The 14,443-nt window shown below is 60.4% G+C and carries 14 protein-coding genes and 2 pseudogenes; 5 read left to right on the forward strand and 11 right to left on the reverse strand.

Features of this window, described 5'->3' with window-relative positions:
- Window positions 1-2: 2 nt before the first annotated feature.
- Together C4J89_RS11470 and C4J89_RS11475 are read left to right on the forward strand one after the other, a co-directional pair.
- Complete coding sequence (locus tag C4J89_RS11470; RefSeq protein WP_124362453.1) at window positions 3-296, forward strand: DUF1330 domain-containing protein; 294 nt, start codon at window positions 3-5, stop codon at window positions 294-296.
- Window positions 297-741: 445 nt separating this feature from the next.
- Window positions 742-2,262 (forward strand): MFS transporter, encoded by a 1,521-nt coding sequence (locus tag C4J89_RS11475; RefSeq protein WP_124414443.1) that lies wholly within the window; start codon window positions 742-744, stop codon window positions 2,260-2,262.
- Between the two features lie 99 nt (window positions 2,263-2,361).
- On the opposite strand, the gene C4J89_RS11480 is transcribed toward C4J89_RS11475, so the two are convergent.
- The 10 genes and pseudogenes from C4J89_RS11480 to C4J89_RS11520 all read right to left on the reverse strand — a co-directional run bounded on the left by C4J89_RS11480 (window position 2,362) and on the right by C4J89_RS11520 (window position 10,699).
- Window positions 2,362-2,925 (reverse strand): NUDIX hydrolase, encoded by a 564-nt coding sequence (locus tag C4J89_RS11480; protein WP_124362455.1) that lies wholly within the window; start codon window positions 2,923-2,925, stop codon window positions 2,362-2,364.
- A 2-nt stretch (window positions 2,926-2,927) separates the two neighbouring features.
- Window positions 2,928-3,680, reverse strand: coding sequence for a GntR family transcriptional regulator (locus C4J89_RS11485; RefSeq protein WP_057721964.1), 753 nt, complete (start codon window positions 3,678-3,680; stop codon window positions 2,928-2,930).
- Between the two features lie 23 nt (window positions 3,681-3,703).
- Window positions 3,704-4,105 (reverse strand): carboxymuconolactone decarboxylase family protein, encoded by a 402-nt coding sequence (locus C4J89_RS11490; protein WP_124414444.1) that lies wholly within the window; start codon window positions 4,103-4,105, stop codon window positions 3,704-3,706.
- A gap of 13 nt (window positions 4,106-4,118) precedes the next feature.
- Window positions 4,119-4,604: a flavin reductase family protein gene (locus tag C4J89_RS11495; RefSeq protein ID WP_124362457.1), complete on the reverse strand. Its 486-nt coding sequence runs from the start codon at window positions 4,602-4,604 to the stop codon at window positions 4,119-4,121.
- Between the two features lie 12 nt (window positions 4,605-4,616).
- On the reverse strand, window positions 4,617-6,098 hold the full coding sequence (locus C4J89_RS11500; protein WP_124362458.1) for an aldehyde dehydrogenase: 1,482 nt from the start codon (window positions 6,096-6,098) through the stop codon (window positions 4,617-4,619).
- The gene (locus C4J89_RS11505) at window positions 6,095-6,928 is read right to left on the reverse strand and encodes an alpha/beta fold hydrolase (protein WP_124362459.1); all 834 of its coding nucleotides are present in this window, start codon (window positions 6,926-6,928) and stop codon (window positions 6,095-6,097) included. The genes C4J89_RS11500 and C4J89_RS11505 overlap by 4 nt, the downstream gene beginning before the upstream one ends.
- 39 nt (window positions 6,929-6,967) lie before the next feature.
- Window positions 6,968-7,558, reverse strand: coding sequence for an amino acid synthesis family protein (locus tag C4J89_RS11510; RefSeq protein ID WP_124362460.1), 591 nt, complete (start codon window positions 7,556-7,558; stop codon window positions 6,968-6,970).
- A 166-nt stretch (window positions 7,559-7,724) separates the two neighbouring features.
- Window positions 7,725-8,261, reverse strand: a pseudogene (locus C4J89_RS27435) (methyl-accepting chemotaxis protein); the annotation flags it as partial.
- A gap of 375 nt (window positions 8,262-8,636) precedes the next feature.
- Window positions 8,637-9,668 (reverse strand): annotated as a pseudogene (locus tag C4J89_RS27440) (cache domain-containing protein); the annotation flags it as partial.
- A 140-nt stretch (window positions 9,669-9,808) separates the two neighbouring features.
- The gene (locus tag C4J89_RS11520) at window positions 9,809-10,699 is read right to left on the reverse strand and encodes a bestrophin family protein (RefSeq protein ID WP_124414446.1); all 891 of its coding nucleotides are present in this window, start codon (window positions 10,697-10,699) and stop codon (window positions 9,809-9,811) included.
- Window positions 10,700-10,961: 262 nt separating this feature from the next.
- Here C4J89_RS11520 and C4J89_RS11525 point away from each other — a divergent pair, with 262 nt between their 5' ends.
- Together C4J89_RS11525 and C4J89_RS11530 are read left to right on the forward strand one after the other, a co-directional pair.
- Entirely contained in the window at window positions 10,962-11,813 is an 852-nt protein-coding gene (locus C4J89_RS11525; protein WP_177412812.1) for a hypothetical protein, read from the forward strand.
- A gap of 2 nt (window positions 11,814-11,815) precedes the next feature.
- Window positions 11,816-12,841 (forward strand): GGDEF domain-containing protein, encoded by a 1,026-nt coding sequence (locus C4J89_RS11530; protein ID WP_124414447.1) that lies wholly within the window; start codon window positions 11,816-11,818, stop codon window positions 12,839-12,841.
- 17 nt (window positions 12,842-12,858) lie between these two features.
- Here C4J89_RS11530 and C4J89_RS11535 read toward each other — a convergent pair whose 3' ends face one another.
- Window positions 12,859-13,158 (reverse strand): helix-turn-helix transcriptional regulator, encoded by a 300-nt coding sequence (locus C4J89_RS11535; RefSeq protein ID WP_124370413.1) that lies wholly within the window; start codon window positions 13,156-13,158, stop codon window positions 12,859-12,861.
- Window positions 13,159-13,248: 90 nt separating this feature from the next.
- On the opposite strand from C4J89_RS11535, the gene C4J89_RS11540 reads away from it, so the two are divergent.
- Window positions 13,249-14,340 carry an NADH:flavin oxidoreductase/NADH oxidase gene (locus C4J89_RS11540; protein WP_124414448.1) on the forward strand — a complete coding sequence of 364 codons (1,092 nt, stop codon included), beginning with the start codon at window positions 13,249-13,251 and terminating at the stop codon, window positions 14,338-14,340.
- Window positions 14,341-14,443 lie beyond the last annotated feature (103 nt).

Here is a 14,443-nt window from a genome sequence, read left to right on the forward strand (position 1 = left end):
CGATGAAGGCCTATTGGATTGCCCATGTGGATGTGTCAGATGCAGAGCAATACACCCAGTACACCCAGCGCGCCCCGGCTGCTTTCGCGAAGTTCGGCGGGCGATTTCTGGCCAGGGGCGGGCGCAGTGAGGCGCTGGAAGGCGGGCCGGCACGGCAGCGCAATGTGGTGATTGAGTTTGAGAGCTATGAGCAGGCGGTGGCGTGCTATGAGTCTGTGGAATATCAGGAGGCAAAGGCGCATAGAGCGGGGGCGGGAGAGGCGCAGATCATTATTGTGGAAGGGCTGGCGCCCTAGGTGCCAAGTGTATGCCAATCAGATGCAGGAGGCCCATCCACAGTAACCTGCATTCAAATTCGAAATGAAAAGGCGACCTTTCAAAAGTCGCCTTTTTGTCATTGCTCGCATTTCTTGCTCGGCTGCCTGCGGCGCGCTCTGCATTTTTTTGCTCGCGGTCTTAAGCAGTGGCCGCCATCACAACCAGAATCAATAGCAAGTATCGGTATTCAGCGATCCGTATCAGGACGACTTGAGTTCGCTCAGCCGCTTTTTATGCGCGAGGAGAATTAAGGTGGGTAAGTTCTTACAGAAAATTCAGAATTTGTTTTGAATCTATGTGGGTTTGTAACAGCAATACAATGTGAAACAAATACTTCATGGTCTCGCAGCCTTACAAATTATAAAAAGCTCAGCATGCTCCTACAGGGGGACGGTTTTACGATTGTTTTATAAGGAGCCGATGATGTCATTGACGGCGGAAGATGTAACGCAGCAACCACGCTCCAGCCGGTGGATAGCTTTAGCGATATTGATGCTACCGGTCCTGCTCGTGACCGTGGATAACACTGTCCTGGGTTTTGCCCTGCCGAAAATAGCCGAAGCCTTGCATCCCAGCGCCAGCCAGCAGCTATGGATAATCGATGCCTATTCATTGGTCTTGGCCGGGCTGCTCATTTCCATGGGTAGCCTGGGTGATCGCAAAGGTCATCGAAAACTGCTGCTGATCGGCTCATTGGGATTTTGCGTAGTCTCCGTCATGACGGCTTACTCCGGTAATGCCGCGCAACTGATCGCCGGGCGCGCCTGCATGGGGATCTTCGGGGCCATGTTGATGCCTTCAACATTAGCCTTGATCCGTTCACTTTTTGAAGACCGGGAAGAGCGGCGGCTTGCCGTGGCTATTTGGGCAACAACCTTGACGGTCGGTTCTGCACTCGGGCCTTTGATAGGCGGTGTGCTACTGGAGTTCTTCAGCTGGGGATCGATTTTTCTGCTGGCGGTGCCGGTGCTGGTGCCATTATTGGTCCTCGGACCGTTGCTGTTACCCGAGTCTGAGCCAGATGGGTCGGGGCCGATGGATACCATAAGTACTGTGCAATCGATGGTGGCCCTCGGTGCGCTGGTGTATAGCATCAAGCACATCGCAAGTGCTGGTCCGGATGTGTTGGCACTGGTGGCCTTCAGTGTTGCTCTCGTCATCGGCTGGCTATTCGTGCGGCGGCAACTGCGCCTGCCAACGCCGTTGATGGACCTGAGCCTGTTTCGCAACAAAATGTTCAGCGGGTCGGTGGCCATCAACCTGATGAGTCTGGCGTTTCTGATCGGTTTTATGTTTTTTTTCACTCAGTTCCTGCAAATCGTCCTGCGGATGTCTCCCCTCAACGCCAGCCTGGCGCTGATACCGGGCCAGGTTATGGCTATCGTCGTGGGGCTGCTGATAGTCCCGGTCGCCCAGCGAGTATCGGTCATTGTTTTGATTCCAATTTTGCTGGGTCTTATTGCTGCAGCCTTTTTGCTGGTTGCCGGCCTTGGTAGCAGCCTGATGGTACTAGTGGTGGCATTTGCCTTGCTGAACATTGGAGTCGGCGCCATCGCCACGGTATCCAACGACGTGGTGCTGTCGGCCGTCCCCTCCACCAAAGCTGGAGCGGCTTCAGCCATCAGCGAGACTGCCTATGAAGTGGGTGTCGTGCTCGGTACCACCGTACTCGGCGGCATCGTCACCGCAAACTACCGCGGCACATTACAGTTGCCGGACTTCCTGACACCGCTGCAAATGCACTTGGCCAGCGAAACATTGGCAGGTGCCCACGCGGTATCGGCAACATTGTCAGGAGATCAAGCCAATGAGGTGATGTATAACGCCACACGAGCATTTGAAGGCGGTATCAGTTTGATGGCCTGGGCAACTTTCAGTTTGGCGGTGCTGGCGATCCTCATTGCCAGGTGCACATTGAAAAGCCCCAAAGCGGCTCCGGTATAGTGTAAGGAAGGAGCAGTGATCATTTTCTTGGTACTGTTATCGAGAGCAACGCGAATCGTCGCACCGCGCCTGCCACATTAAGACCGGTTTGGCCTGGGCTCAGCGCATGAAGTGGATTTTGCCGCTGTCATCATTCCCCATGTAGATGCCATACACCCCAGCCTGGCGTTCCTCGATGTAACGCTCGAGGATCTGCCGGATCGCCGGGTAATAGATGCTGTCCCACGGAATGTCCTCGGGGGCGAAGAATGTGTAGGCCAGGGTTTCCGGGCCGAACTGGCCGGTGATCTCCAGCGCGATGGCGCGGAAGATGATGTACACCTCGCTGATTTTCGGCACGCTGAAAATCGAGTAGGGCGACACGATCGCGGCGCGCACGCCGGTCTCTTCCCAGACTTCGCGCAACGCCGCTTCTTCGGTGGTTTCGCCACCTTCCATGAAGCCCGCCGGCAGCGTCCAGGTGCCGGGGCGTGGGGGGATTGCGCGCTGGCACAGCAGGTATTTGCCGTCCTGCTCGATGATGCAACCGGCGATGATCTTGGGGTTGATGTAGTGGATGTAGCCACAGTCCCGGCACATCAGGCGCTCGTGGGTGTCGCCCGGTGGCAGTTGGTGACCGAGGTCACGGCCGCCGCAGGTCGGGCAGAAGCTGGGGCAGGGCACGATCAGTGACCTATGCGCGGTTCTTTGAGCGCGATAGGCAGGGTGATCTCGGGGAGCTTGCCGGTTTCTTCCTGTTTGCGCTTGAGGTAATCCAGGGCCACGGCTGCCGCTGCACGCACGTGATCGACGCAGGCTTGGTGGGCTGCCAGGGGGTCACCGCTCTTGATCGCCTGAACCATGCGTTCCATTTCCTGGTTGCTGGCGCCACGCCGGTTTTGCTGGGACACAGACGTCGCGCGCAGGTAGCTGATACGCGCCTGCAACTGGCGCAACTGAGTGGCGGCCACGTGATTGCCGCAGCCTTCGAGCAACACATCGTAGAAGCCCTGCACGGAGTCGATCACTTGCTGCAGTTCGCCTTCCTTGAGAGCCTTGCGGTTTTCCTCAAGGGCTTTTTCCAAGGCCTTGATGTCCTTGGCCTTGGCGCGCAGGGTGAACAGCTGCACGATCAAGCCTTCGAGCACGCAGCGCAGTTCATAGATATCGACGGCATCGGCCAGGGTGATGATCGCCACCTGCGGGCCCTTGGCATCGGCGAATTCCACCAGGCCTTCGGACTCCAGGTGGCGCAAGGCTTCGCGCACCGACGTGCGGCTGACACCGAGGCGGTCACACAGGTCGCGCTCCACCAGGCGGTCACCGGGCAGTAGCTGGAAATTCATGATGGCGCTGCGCAGTTTCTCCAGCACGATTTCGCGCAGGGTGACCGGGTTGTGATTGACCTTGAAGCTATCGTCGAGGGGCGCGCGTTTCATGGGGTCTGCTCTGAATGTAGCGGTTAACTGGAGGCCTCGGCATCGGCATCGGCATCGGCTTCGGCGAAGGCTTCACGGGCCAGCCGGAAGCTGTCCACAGCAGCGGGAACCCCGCAGTAAATGCCGACCTGAAGCAGAATTTCGCGTATTTGTTCACGACTCAGCCCGTTGCGCAAGGCGCCACGCACGTGCAGCTTGAGTTCGTGAGGCCGATTGAGGGCCGAAATCATCGCCAAGTTTATCATGCTGCGTTCTTTAAGCGACAAACCCTCCCGGCCCCACACATGGCCCCAGCAGTACTCGGTGACCATCTCCTGCAGCGGTCGGGTGAAGTCGTCGGCGTTGTCGATTGAACGCTGTACATAGGCTTCACCCAAGACCTGGGTACGAATTTTCAGGCCCTGTTCATACTTGTCGTTGCTCATGGTTCAGCGCTCCTCAGGCCAGGGTCGGCAGTGGGCCCAGCTTGCCCTTGTGATAGATCATCGGCGTGACCGGCTGTGTGGGCAGGATCAGGTTCTTCACCGCACCGACAATGATCGCGTGGTCGCCGCCGTCGTATTCGCGCCACAACTCGCACTCGATGATGGCCGTGGCGTTGGCCAGCAACGGGTTGCCCAGCTCGCTGAGGTACCACTCGATGCCCTTGGTCTTTTCTTTGCCTTTGCTGGCGAAGGCATAGGCTTCGGCGGTCTGGCCGGCGGACAGCAGGTGGATCGCGAAGCGCTTGCTGTCGCGCAGAATCGGGTAGGTGTCCGACGCGTAGTTGGGGCAGAACAGCACAAGGGCCGGGTCGATCGACAGCGCACTGAAGGCGCTGGCGGTGATGCCGACGATGCCGCCGTCCGGGTCGAGGGTGGTGACCACCGTGACGCCCGAAGGAAACGAGCTCATGACGTCTTTGTAAATGCCGGGTTCGATCATGGTTGTGGTCTCTTAACGCATCACAAAGGGATCAGGCATGGGCGCCTGGGAGAGGTTGATCCACACCGTCTTCAGCTCGGTGTAGGCGAGCACCGAATCGATGCCGCTTTCGCGTCCATAGCCGCTGTTCTTGAAGCCGCCGATGGGCGCCATGGCCGAGACGGCGCGGTAGGTGTTGACCCAGATGATCCCCGAGCGCACGTCGCGTGCCAGGCGGTGGGCGCGGCCCAGGTCACGGGTCCAGATGCCGGCGGCGAGGCCGAACTGCGAGTCGTTGGCGATGGCCAGGGCCTGGGCTTCGTCCTTGAAACGGATCACCGAAGCCACCGGGCCGAACACTTCTTCCTGCATGATCTTCATCGAATTGGTGTCGCACTCGAACAGCGTCGGCTCATAGAACCAGCCTTCGCCGAGGTTCTGCGGGCGCTTGCCACCGGTGCGCAGGCGCGCGCCTTCAGCGATGGCATCCGCCACCAGGCCTTCTACCACGGCCAGTTGCTGGGCGGTGGCCATGGGACCCATTTCGCTGGCGTCGTCCTGCGGGTTGCCGATGCGGATGCGTTGGGCGCGTTCCACCAGACGCTCGACGAACTCGTCGTAGATTTCATCCTGAACCAGCAGGCGCGAACCGGACACGCAGCTCTGCCCGGACGCCGCATAGATCCCGGCGATTGCACCGTTGATGGCACTGTCGAGGTCGGCGTCGGCAAAAATGATATTCGGTGACTTGCCACCCAGTTCCAGCGACAGCTTGGCGAAGTTCTCCGCGCTGCTGCGCACCACATGCCGTGCCGTGGCCGCGCCGCCGGTAAAGGCGATCTTGCGTACCAACGGGTGGCGGGTGAGGGCGGCGCCGGTGTTTGGGCCGTAGCCGGTCACCACGTTGACCACGCCTGGTGGAATCCCGGCTTCCAGCGCCAGGCGCGCCAGCTCCAAGACGGTTGCCGAAGCGTGCTCCGAGGGTTTGATCACGATGGTATTGCCCGCCGCCAGGGCCGGCGCGAGTTTGATCGCCGTCAGGTACAGCGGGCTGTTCCACGGAATGATCGCGGCGACCACGCCCATGGCTTCGTGGACCGTGTAGGCCAACAGGTCCGGTTTGTCCAGCGGCAAGGTGCCGCCTTCGAGCTTGTCGGCCAGGCCTGCGGTGTAGTGGAAGAACTCCGGCAGATAGCTTACCTGGCCACGGGTCTCGCGGATCAGTTTGCCGTTGTCGCGGCTTTCCAGCTGCGCCAGTTGTTCTGTGTTTTCGGCGATCAAGTCACCCAGGCGGCGCAACAATTTGCCCCGTGCAGTAGCGCTGAGGCCGCGCCAGGCCGGGCTCTCGAAAGCCGATTGCGCGGCCTGTACGGCGCGGTCCACGTCGGCTTCATCGGCATCGGGCAATTGCGCCCAGGGTTCGGCCAGGGCCGGGTTGAGGCTGTCGAAAGTCTTGCCGGACAGGGCATCGACCCATTCACCGCCGATGCACATCTGGAAGCGTGCGAGTGTCATGCAACGATCCCCTTTATTGGATTGTTTTGGGCGTACACGGTGTCGAGGAACCCCAGCAGCAGGCTATTGACCAGGCGCGGTGATTCCACCGGCATCATATGCCGTTGCTCGGCCAGCACCGCAACCGTGGCGCCGGGAATACGGTCGGCCAGTTGCCGGGCCATTTCCGGCGTCGAGCCGGGGTCCAGTTCGCCGGTGGCTACCAGGGTGGGCACGCGCAACACCTTGAGGTCGTCGGCGCGGTACATGTCCTGGGTCGCAAACAGCTCGTAGGTGGTGAGGTAGCCCTGGGGGTCGTTGCCCGCCAGGGTCTGGCGCAACGCGGCGATTTGCGCCGGATTGGCCGCCTGGTATTCACGGCTGAACCAGCGCGACAGCGCCGCTTCCGCATTTGCATCCGGCCCGTGCTCGGCGGCCTGGGCCGTGCGTGCGATCACACCGGCACGCTGCTCGGGGCTGCGGTTGAATACACTGTTGAGCACCACCAGGCTTTTGAGACGGTCGGGGTAATGCAGGGCAAACGCCCGTGCGACCAGGCCGCCCATGGAAAACCCGATCACCGTGGCCTGGGGCAGTTGCAGGTGGTCGAGCAGTTCCAGCAACTGGTCCGCATAGCCGAGCAACGGTGTGCCGGGGGCCGGGCGCGGGCTGGCGCCATGGCCGAGCATGTCATAGCTGATCACATGATAATTGGTGGCCAGGCCAACGATTTGCCCGCCCCACATTTCTTTGTTCAGGCCCACGCCGTGGATCAAAACCACAGGCTGGCCTTGGCCGGTCGCCAGGTAACTGGTACCCGCCGGGGTGCGTTCAGCGGTGAGCCGAATCATGGAGCGCTCCTGCATGCTTTTTCTTATGGCCGGTGTCGCTTACTGGGCTTTTTCAGCCGCCAGCTCTTCCAGGTCGATGTAACGGTTGCCGATCCGTGGGTGCAGGCGACCGCCATCGGCGCAGCCCAGCACGACGACGATTTCGTCAGCGCGCGGCGCGTCTTCGATTTGCATTTCCAGGGTGATGTAGTGCGAGCGCAGGCCTTCGTCGTCCTTGTGCATCATTGGAATCTGGATCGAGGTACCCGGGCCGCCGCGCTTGTTGGTGAAGCTCAGGTAGCTTTTGGCCTTGACGGCTTCACGGTAGTGGTTGCCGAAGCGCAGGGTATGGATGATCGCGCTCGCGTGTTCGATCTCGCCATCGGCGCCTACCACGGCCGCTTTGCCGTAGGCCTCGATCTTGTCGGCACCGCCGATGATGCCCACCAGGCGCTCGACCATCAGCGCGCCGAGGTCGGAGCAGTTAGCGCGGATCTCCGGCTTCAGGTCTTCGACGAAACCACGGCCCAGCCAGGGGTTTTTCAGTACCACGGCCAGGCCGACCATTTTCACGGGCGTGTCGGAGGCTTTGCCGCCCTCGATAAAGGTCTCTTCTACATAACTGACGATCTTGCGGATTTCGAAACTCATGGGCTGCTCCGTCTCAGTGAGGGTCTGCGTATGATGGTATACCATAATACGAGAAGCGCAATAGGCGTGCGGCAAGATCCCAGGCAGGCGTGCGTGGGTTTGTTGAGGAGGGGGGTATGCAGCGATCAGGCGGTGAAGGGCTCACCGCCTGCCTTGGGAGAGGACGTCAGAACTTGAAGCGGCCCACCAGACCGTTGAGCTGACCGGAAATGTCGGTCAAACGCCCCGACCCGCTCTGCGCCGTATGCGCAAACTCTTCAACCAACTGCGCATCGGCATGAATCTGTGCGATGTGCCGGTTGATCTCTTCGGCCACTTGGTGCTGCTCTTCGGCGGCGGTGGCAATCTGGGTGTTCTGGTCGCGAATCGAGTCCACCGAACCGCGAATCTTGTCGAAGCTGTCGCGGGCCTGCTGGATGCGTTCCACGCTGGTGTGCGACCCCTGCAGGCTGCTTTGCATTTGCTGGGTGACTTCCTTGGTGCGGCGGGCAAGATTGCCCAGCAGGCTGTCGATCTCGCCGGTGGAGTCGGCGGTGCGGCGGGCGAGGGCGCGGACTTCGTCGGCGACCACGGCGAACCCTCGGCCCTGATCGCCGGCGCGTGCGGCTTCAATCGCAGCGTTAAGCGCCAGCAGGTTGGTCTGTTCGGCAATCGAGCGGATGGTATCGAGGATGGCGTTGATGTTCTGGCTGTCTTGTTCGAGCAACTGCATGGTCTGCGTGGATTTCTGCAGGTCTTCGCTGAGCTTGAGCACGCTGCCGGTGGCTTCGCCGATGTGCTGCTGGCCGTTGTGTACGTCGCGATAGCCTTCGTCGGCACTCGACGCGGCGGCGCTGCACGAGCGCGCCACTTCATTGGCGGTGGCCACCATTTCGTTGAAGGCGGTGCTCACCAGTTCCACGGCTTCGCGTTGGCGGCCGGCGGCCTGGTTCATGTTGTGCGCGACTTCACGGGTGTCAGCGGCGGCGGTTTGCAGGTCCGAAGACGCGTTGCCGATGCGCTGCACCAACTGGGCGATCATGCTCAGGAACTGGTTGAACCAACCGGCCAGGCTGGCGGTTTCGTCCTTGCCCTGCACCTTGAGCTGGCGCGTGAGGTCGCCTTCACCTTCGGCAATTTCCTGCAGGCCGTCGGCCACACCGCGAATCGGGCGCACGATCACGCGGGCGAAACTGGCGCCGACGATGGCGAATACCACCGCCAAGACGGCGGCGATGGCGGCGATCAACCACGTCAGGCGGGTGGCGCCGGCCATCACTTCGTCACGCTTGATCAGGCCGATAAAGCGCCAGCCCAGGTCTTTGGAGCTGACCACGTTGGCCATATAGGCCACGCCGTCGATGTCGATCCGGGTCACGCCGTCGCCGCCCTTGGCCAGTTCGGCGTAGTTGGGCCCCAGGTCGGCCAGGGGCTTGAAGTTGTGCTTGGCATCGCTGGGGTCTACCAGCACGTTGCCGTTGCCTTCCACCAGCATCAGGTAGCCGCTGTCGCCCAGCTTGATGGTGCGCACCAGTTCGGTGAGCTGCTTGAGCGACACGTCCAGGCCGACTACGCCAAGGATATTGCCAGTGGTGTCGGCGACGGTATGCACGGTACCGATCAGCACCACATCGTCCGGTGCCCAGTAGTAGGCACCGGTGCGCACGGTCTTGCCTGGCGCCGCAATGGCCGCCTGGTACCAGGGGCGTACGCGTGGGTCGTAGTTGGTCAGTTTGGTGTCGTCCGGCCAACTGGCGTAGCCGCCGTCGCGCAGGCCCAGGGACAGGTAGGCAGTGCTGGGATGGCTTTTGGCGAATTGGTCGAAAATCGCCAGCAGTTCGGTGTTGGTCGGTGTGAGCGGGATTTGCGCGGCGTCCGCGCTGGCGTAGCTCTTCAGGTCTTTGGCCGCGATAACGCGCGGGTCCTTGGCCACGTACTCGACGTTCTGGCTGATGCCGTCGAAAAACTGCTTCATGCCATTGTCGATCTGGCGGATCTCGCGACCGCTGCTGTCGAGAAAGTTGGCGAGGGCGCCTTCGCGCACATTCAGCACCACGATCATCGCGACCAGGATGACCGGGAGGCACGCGATGGCCGCAAACGCCCATGTCAGCTTCTGCTTGATATTCATGACTTCACCCGCGGGTATTTATAGTTTTGGCAAGGGAGAAAACGGTCGTGCTGTGCGTCGCATGCGTTTTATGAGGACATGGTCATGCTTACCCTCGGTATATCGACCGAGGGCGGCGGCACTTGAGGGAAGGGGGGCAATCAGCCGATCTGGTCACCGGCCATGGCGTCACGACGCATCGACTGCAGGTTCTTCTCGATGGTTTCGCAGATCGCTTCCATTTGAATCTGATGTTCACTGGAGCGAAACGGGCTTTGCAGGTCGGTGCCGATGCGTTCGATGGCCAGCAGCATGAAACCCACCACCGTGGAGGCCAGCGGCGTGAACCAGCCGAGGGATTCCACCAGGCCCACGGGCACGATCAGGCAGAACAGCGAAATGAACAGACGTGGGAAATACACGTAGGGGTAGGGCAGCGGCGTGTTGGCGATCCGCTCCATGCCGCCCTGGGCATTGGACAGGTCCACCAGCGTCGACTCCAACCGCGCCAGGCGGATGCTGTCCAGGTGACCGGCCTTGTATTCCCGGGCCAGCAATGCGGCTGAGCCAGTGAGAATGTCGTTGGCGAAGTTGTTGGTTGCGCCATTGCGCGCAAATTCCGCGTCAGGGATGAACGCGCGCACTTCCTCCGGGCAGGGCTCGCCCTTGAGGTGCGCGGCCAGGCAATTCACATAGGCCACATGACGGCGCAACAGCGTGGATTTGATCGGGTTCACTTCGCTGTCGGGATCGTCCAGCAGGGTCAGTACCTGGCGGGCGAAGCTGCGCGAGTTATTGACCATCGAGCCCCATAAGGTGCGCGCTTCCCACCAGCGGTTGTAGGCGCTGCTGTTACGGAAACTGATCAGCACCACCAGTGCCGAACCCAGCAAGGTCAGGGGCATCAGCGGCAGGTTGATCTTGGAGTTGAGGAACAGCATGAAATCCACCGTAACGGCAATATCCCACAGCAACAGCCAGAACAGGGCCCAGCCCACATAGCCCATGGTCTTGATGATCAGGCGGTATTTCTTGAGAAGGGCAGCTTTCAAACGAGAACCTCGCGGCGTGCGGTTGGCAACAGTGCCAGGTTACGACGCCGTAGACGGGTGAAGGTTCGCCTGACGGGACCCGGTTCGGGAAATCTGGAACAACTTTGGTACTGATGTCGTCTGGCGCGGCAATCGCTGTACATTGCGCCGAGGCAAAAAGCCATTAACCGCAGGGTTTACCACGTGATTTGTTTTGGGGCCGGGCTGCAGGGATTTCGTAGCTGAGATCAGTGGAATCAAGTTGGATGATCAGGGCTCTTTCATGCATGTCAGTTCGTTGAAGTCGGCTATGTGTAATACCGCGCAAGCGCTCGAACGTCATAGGGATTTTGAATCGTGCTTGAGAGCGCATTACCACGTGCTGCTCGTGCCCTATTCCAGACGACCGTTTTTCTACAAGAGTGCACTTAAATACAGCCGTTTGATGGTGTCGTTTGCGTTATTGAGCGAGTACTTCGCCACGCCGTTGCCGTTGTTGTCCGAAGTTAAAAACCTGTGCGTGACGCGCAGGTATTGTTCGAAAAACAGCCTGGAGTCGATCTTTCTGTTGTTTCGTGCGCTGGGCTTCATGGAGGTTGCGCCGCACCCTGAAGACAGTCGCTTCAGGGTGTATGCGCCCTCGGACGAAGCCTGCCGTGAAGCGCGCCTGATGTTGACCTCCCTCACGGAGTCGTTGGCGCGGTTGTACCCCGAGAGGGCGATTTTTCAACAATTGCGTGAGTTGGATGACCGCGGTTTCCTGGCCCTTTATTTCAAGGGTTTTGCCATCATTCTCGACGCCGACCTCACGGTCGATGTATTGCTGCCCGAGTGTTACTGGCTGGTTAAAAGGGACGCCGGGCACCTGTTGATGTTGGCCATTTATAACGATGCCTTTGCACCGGAAAATGATCGGGCGACGTTCAGGTCATCTTCGTATCTGGCATTGGCCAAGCAACTGTCGGTGTCCAAGACCCACATTATTCGGATGGTGCAGGAGGGCGTGGAAAAAGGCTATTTCAAAGCGCACTCCAAGACCCGGCTGGAAGTTTTGCCGCCCTTTGTCAGCCTGGTAAAGCGGTTCATGGCCTTTTCATTTGCGGTTGGCCTGCATGCTATTGAAATGGGAGCGTAGGGATGCCTGCTCACTTGAAGTTAAGGCCCAGGATGCGCCGGTTGCTGTCGCCTGCGGTAACGCAAGCCGAATGGATAGGCATCGTTGCCTGGACTGGTATCGGCTTGATCCAGGCCATGATGTTCGACCCGTATGTGTTGAGCGTCACCCTCGGCCTGTTAGTTGTGTGCCGTTTTCATTCGCTGACGACGAACTTCCTGTTGTGGCGGTTGCTGGGGGTGACCTATATCGTGCTGTTGTCGGTGGGGTTTGCCTACATCATTCACTTGAATCCGCCATTGCGTATCTACGGCTTGCCCCTGGCCGTCACACTGGTGGTCGGCAGCGCGATCCTGTTTATCAGTGTCCAGGATTATCTGGTCGGCGCCCTGTCGGTCTGGCTTATCCTGTGGTCGCCGATGCAGGCCGAACTCTATGTCGGCACCCAAAGTTATCTGCTGATATTTTGCGCGTCGTCAGTGTCGATCGGTTTCATCCTGAGTTACTCATACTTGAAGAACCTGCGTTCGGTGTTGCTGGTGGAAAGTGAGTTTCGCGCATTGGCCGAGACCGATTACCTGACCTCTATCCTCAACCGGCGCGCGTTCATGCAAAGCTTCGAAAAGTTGCTCGACAGTGGCCAGGGCGGCTACTTCATCATGTTGGATATCGACAGCTTCAAGGCCAAGAATGACCTGTACGGCCACGACGTCGGCGATAAGATTTTGCGCGCCATGGCGCTCTGCCTGAAAAACGCCAAAGGCAGCCACAGCTTTGGACGCATCGGTGGGGAAGAGTTCGGCGTGTTGTTGCAGGGCGATGACCCGGCGCGGGCCGGCGAGTTTGTGCTGGATTTGTTGCAGGCGATCCGCTGCAGCGTCGCCGCGCCTCACAACTACACGTGCAGTGCCGGCATGGCGCGCTTTTCGGCAGGTGACGACTTGTCGACGGTACTCAAGTTAGCCGACAAAAACCTGTATGGCGCCAAGCGCAATGGCAAGGACTGTGTGCATCTGGATGGCGCGCCGCTGCGGCCGGTCACGGCCTGAAGCGCAGGGGCCGGTGTTCACCGTTGGGCAAGCACACTCGCCAACAACCCGGGGAAGCGACCTTCGAGCTCTTCGCGACGCAACGAGTTCATGTGGGTGGTGCCGACATTGCGGGTGTTCACCAGGCCCGCATCACGTAACACCCTGAAGTGGTGGGACATGCTCGATTTGGGGCGCCCGCCGTCCAGTTCGCCACACGTGGCTTCGGGCACGCCGGCCAGGCAGCGCACGATTTCCAGGCGCACGGGGTCGCTGAGGGCGTAGAGCACGCGCTCAAGTGTCAGCTCTTGCGGGGTAGGGTGTTTGAAGGCTCGCATGGCGCGGATCATAACAGGGGGGTAGCGTTGAATACCATAGTTCGATTACCATCGAACTATCGAATCACGCACGTTTATCCGGAGTATCTGATGTCCGCTTTGTTCGAACCGTTCAAACTCAAAGACGTAACCCTGCGCAATCGCATTGCCATCCCGCCGATGTGCCAATACATGGCCGACGACGGCATGGTCAATGACTGGCACCACGTGCACCTGGCCGGCATGGCCCGTGGCGGCGCCGGCCTGCTGGTGGTCGAGGCCACTGCCGTCGCGCCGGAGGGGCGTATCACCCCAGGCTGCGCCGGTATCTGGAGCGATGCCCATGCCCAGGCGTTCGTGCCGATGGTCAAGGCGATCAAGGCTGCAGGTTCCGTACCCGGTATCCAGATTGCCCACGCCGGTCGCAAAGCCAGCGCCAACCGTCCATGGGAAGGCGACGACCACATCCCGGCCTCCGATGCCCGTAGCTGGGAAACCATCGCCCCGTCGGCCATTGCGTTCGGCGCGAACCTGCCCAACGTACCGCGTGCCATGACCCTGGACGACATCGCCCGCGTCCAGCAAGACTTCGTCGACGCCGCCCGTCGTGCCCGTGACGCCGGTTTTGAATGGATCGAGCTGCACTTCGCCCATGGCTACCTGGGCCAGAGCTTTTTCTCCGAACACTCCAACCAGCGTACCGACGCCTACGGTGGCAGCTTCGACAACCGCAGCCGCTTCCTCCTGGAAACCCTGGCCGCCGTGCGTGAAGTCTGGCCGGAAAACCTGCCGCTCACCGCCCGCTTCGGCGTGATTGAGTACGACGGCCGTGATGAGCAGACCCTCACCGAGTCCATCGAACTGGCCCGCCGATTCAAGGCCGGTGGCCTGGACCTGCTGAGCGTCAGCGTTGGGTTCACCATTCCCGACACCAACATCCCGTGGGGCCCGGCGTTCATGGGCCCGATTGCCGAACGTGTGCGCCGTGAAGCCGGTATTCCGGTGACCTCGGCGTGGGGCTTTGGTACACCGCAACTGGCCGAAAGCGCGCTGCAGGCCGGGCATCTTGACCTGGTCTCCGTGGGCCGTGCGCACCTGGCCGATCCGCATTGGGCGTACTTTGCGGCCAAGGAACTGGGCGTGGACAAGTCGTCGTGGACCTTGCCGGCGCCGTATGCGCATTGGTTGGAACGTTATCGCTGAGCTAGCGACTCGGTAAAACTGTGGGAGGGGGCTTGCTCCCGATGGCGGTGGGTCAGTAGCAGATAAGCTGCCTGATCCACCGCCATCGGGAGCAAGCCCCCTC

Origin of the sequence: Pseudomonas sp. R4-35-07, assembly GCF_003852235.1 — a bacterium.
Classification (GTDB): Bacteria; Pseudomonadota; Gammaproteobacteria; order Pseudomonadales; family Pseudomonadaceae; genus Aquipseudomonas.

Bases quoted from the DNA above. Each gene is read 5' to 3' on its own strand.
- C4J89_RS11500 (WP_124362458.1), bottom strand. From the start codon at position 6,098: ATGACACTCGCACGCTTCCAGATGTGCATCGGCGGTGAATGGGTCGAT.
- C4J89_RS11505 (WP_124362459.1), bottom strand. From the start codon at position 6,928: ATGATTCGGCTCACCGCTGAACGCACCCCGGCGGGTACCAGTTACCTG.
- C4J89_RS11530 (WP_124414447.1), top strand. From the start codon at position 11,816: ATGCCTGCTCACTTGAAGTTAAGGCCCAGGATGCGCCGGTTGCTGTCG.
- C4J89_RS11475 (WP_124414443.1), top strand. From the start codon at position 742: ATGTCATTGACGGCGGAAGATGTAACGCAGCAACCACGCTCCAGCCGG.
- C4J89_RS11470 (WP_124362453.1), top strand. From the start codon at position 3: ATGAAGGCCTATTGGATTGCCCATGTGGATGTGTCAGATGCAGAGCAA.
- C4J89_RS11540 (WP_124414448.1), top strand. From the start codon at position 13,249: ATGTCCGCTTTGTTCGAACCGTTCAAACTCAAAGACGTAACCCTGCGC.
- C4J89_RS11535 (WP_124370413.1), bottom strand. From the start codon at position 13,158: ATGCGAGCCTTCAAACACCCTACCCCGCAAGAGCTGACACTTGAGCGC.
- C4J89_RS11490 (WP_124414444.1), bottom strand. From the start codon at position 4,105: ATGAGCAACGACAAGTATGAACAGGGCCTGAAAATTCGTACCCAGGTC.
- C4J89_RS11510 (WP_124362460.1), bottom strand. From the start codon at position 7,558: ATGAGTTTCGAAATCCGCAAGATCGTCAGTTATGTAGAAGAGACCTTT.
- C4J89_RS11485 (WP_057721964.1), bottom strand. From the start codon at position 3,680: ATGAAACGCGCGCCCCTCGACGATAGCTTCAAGGTCAATCACAACCCG.
- C4J89_RS11525 (WP_177412812.1), top strand. From the start codon at position 10,962: ATGCATGTCAGTTCGTTGAAGTCGGCTATGTGTAATACCGCGCAAGCG.
- C4J89_RS11495 (WP_124362457.1), bottom strand. From the start codon at position 4,604: ATGATCGAACCCGGCATTTACAAAGACGTCATGAGCTCGTTTCCTTCG.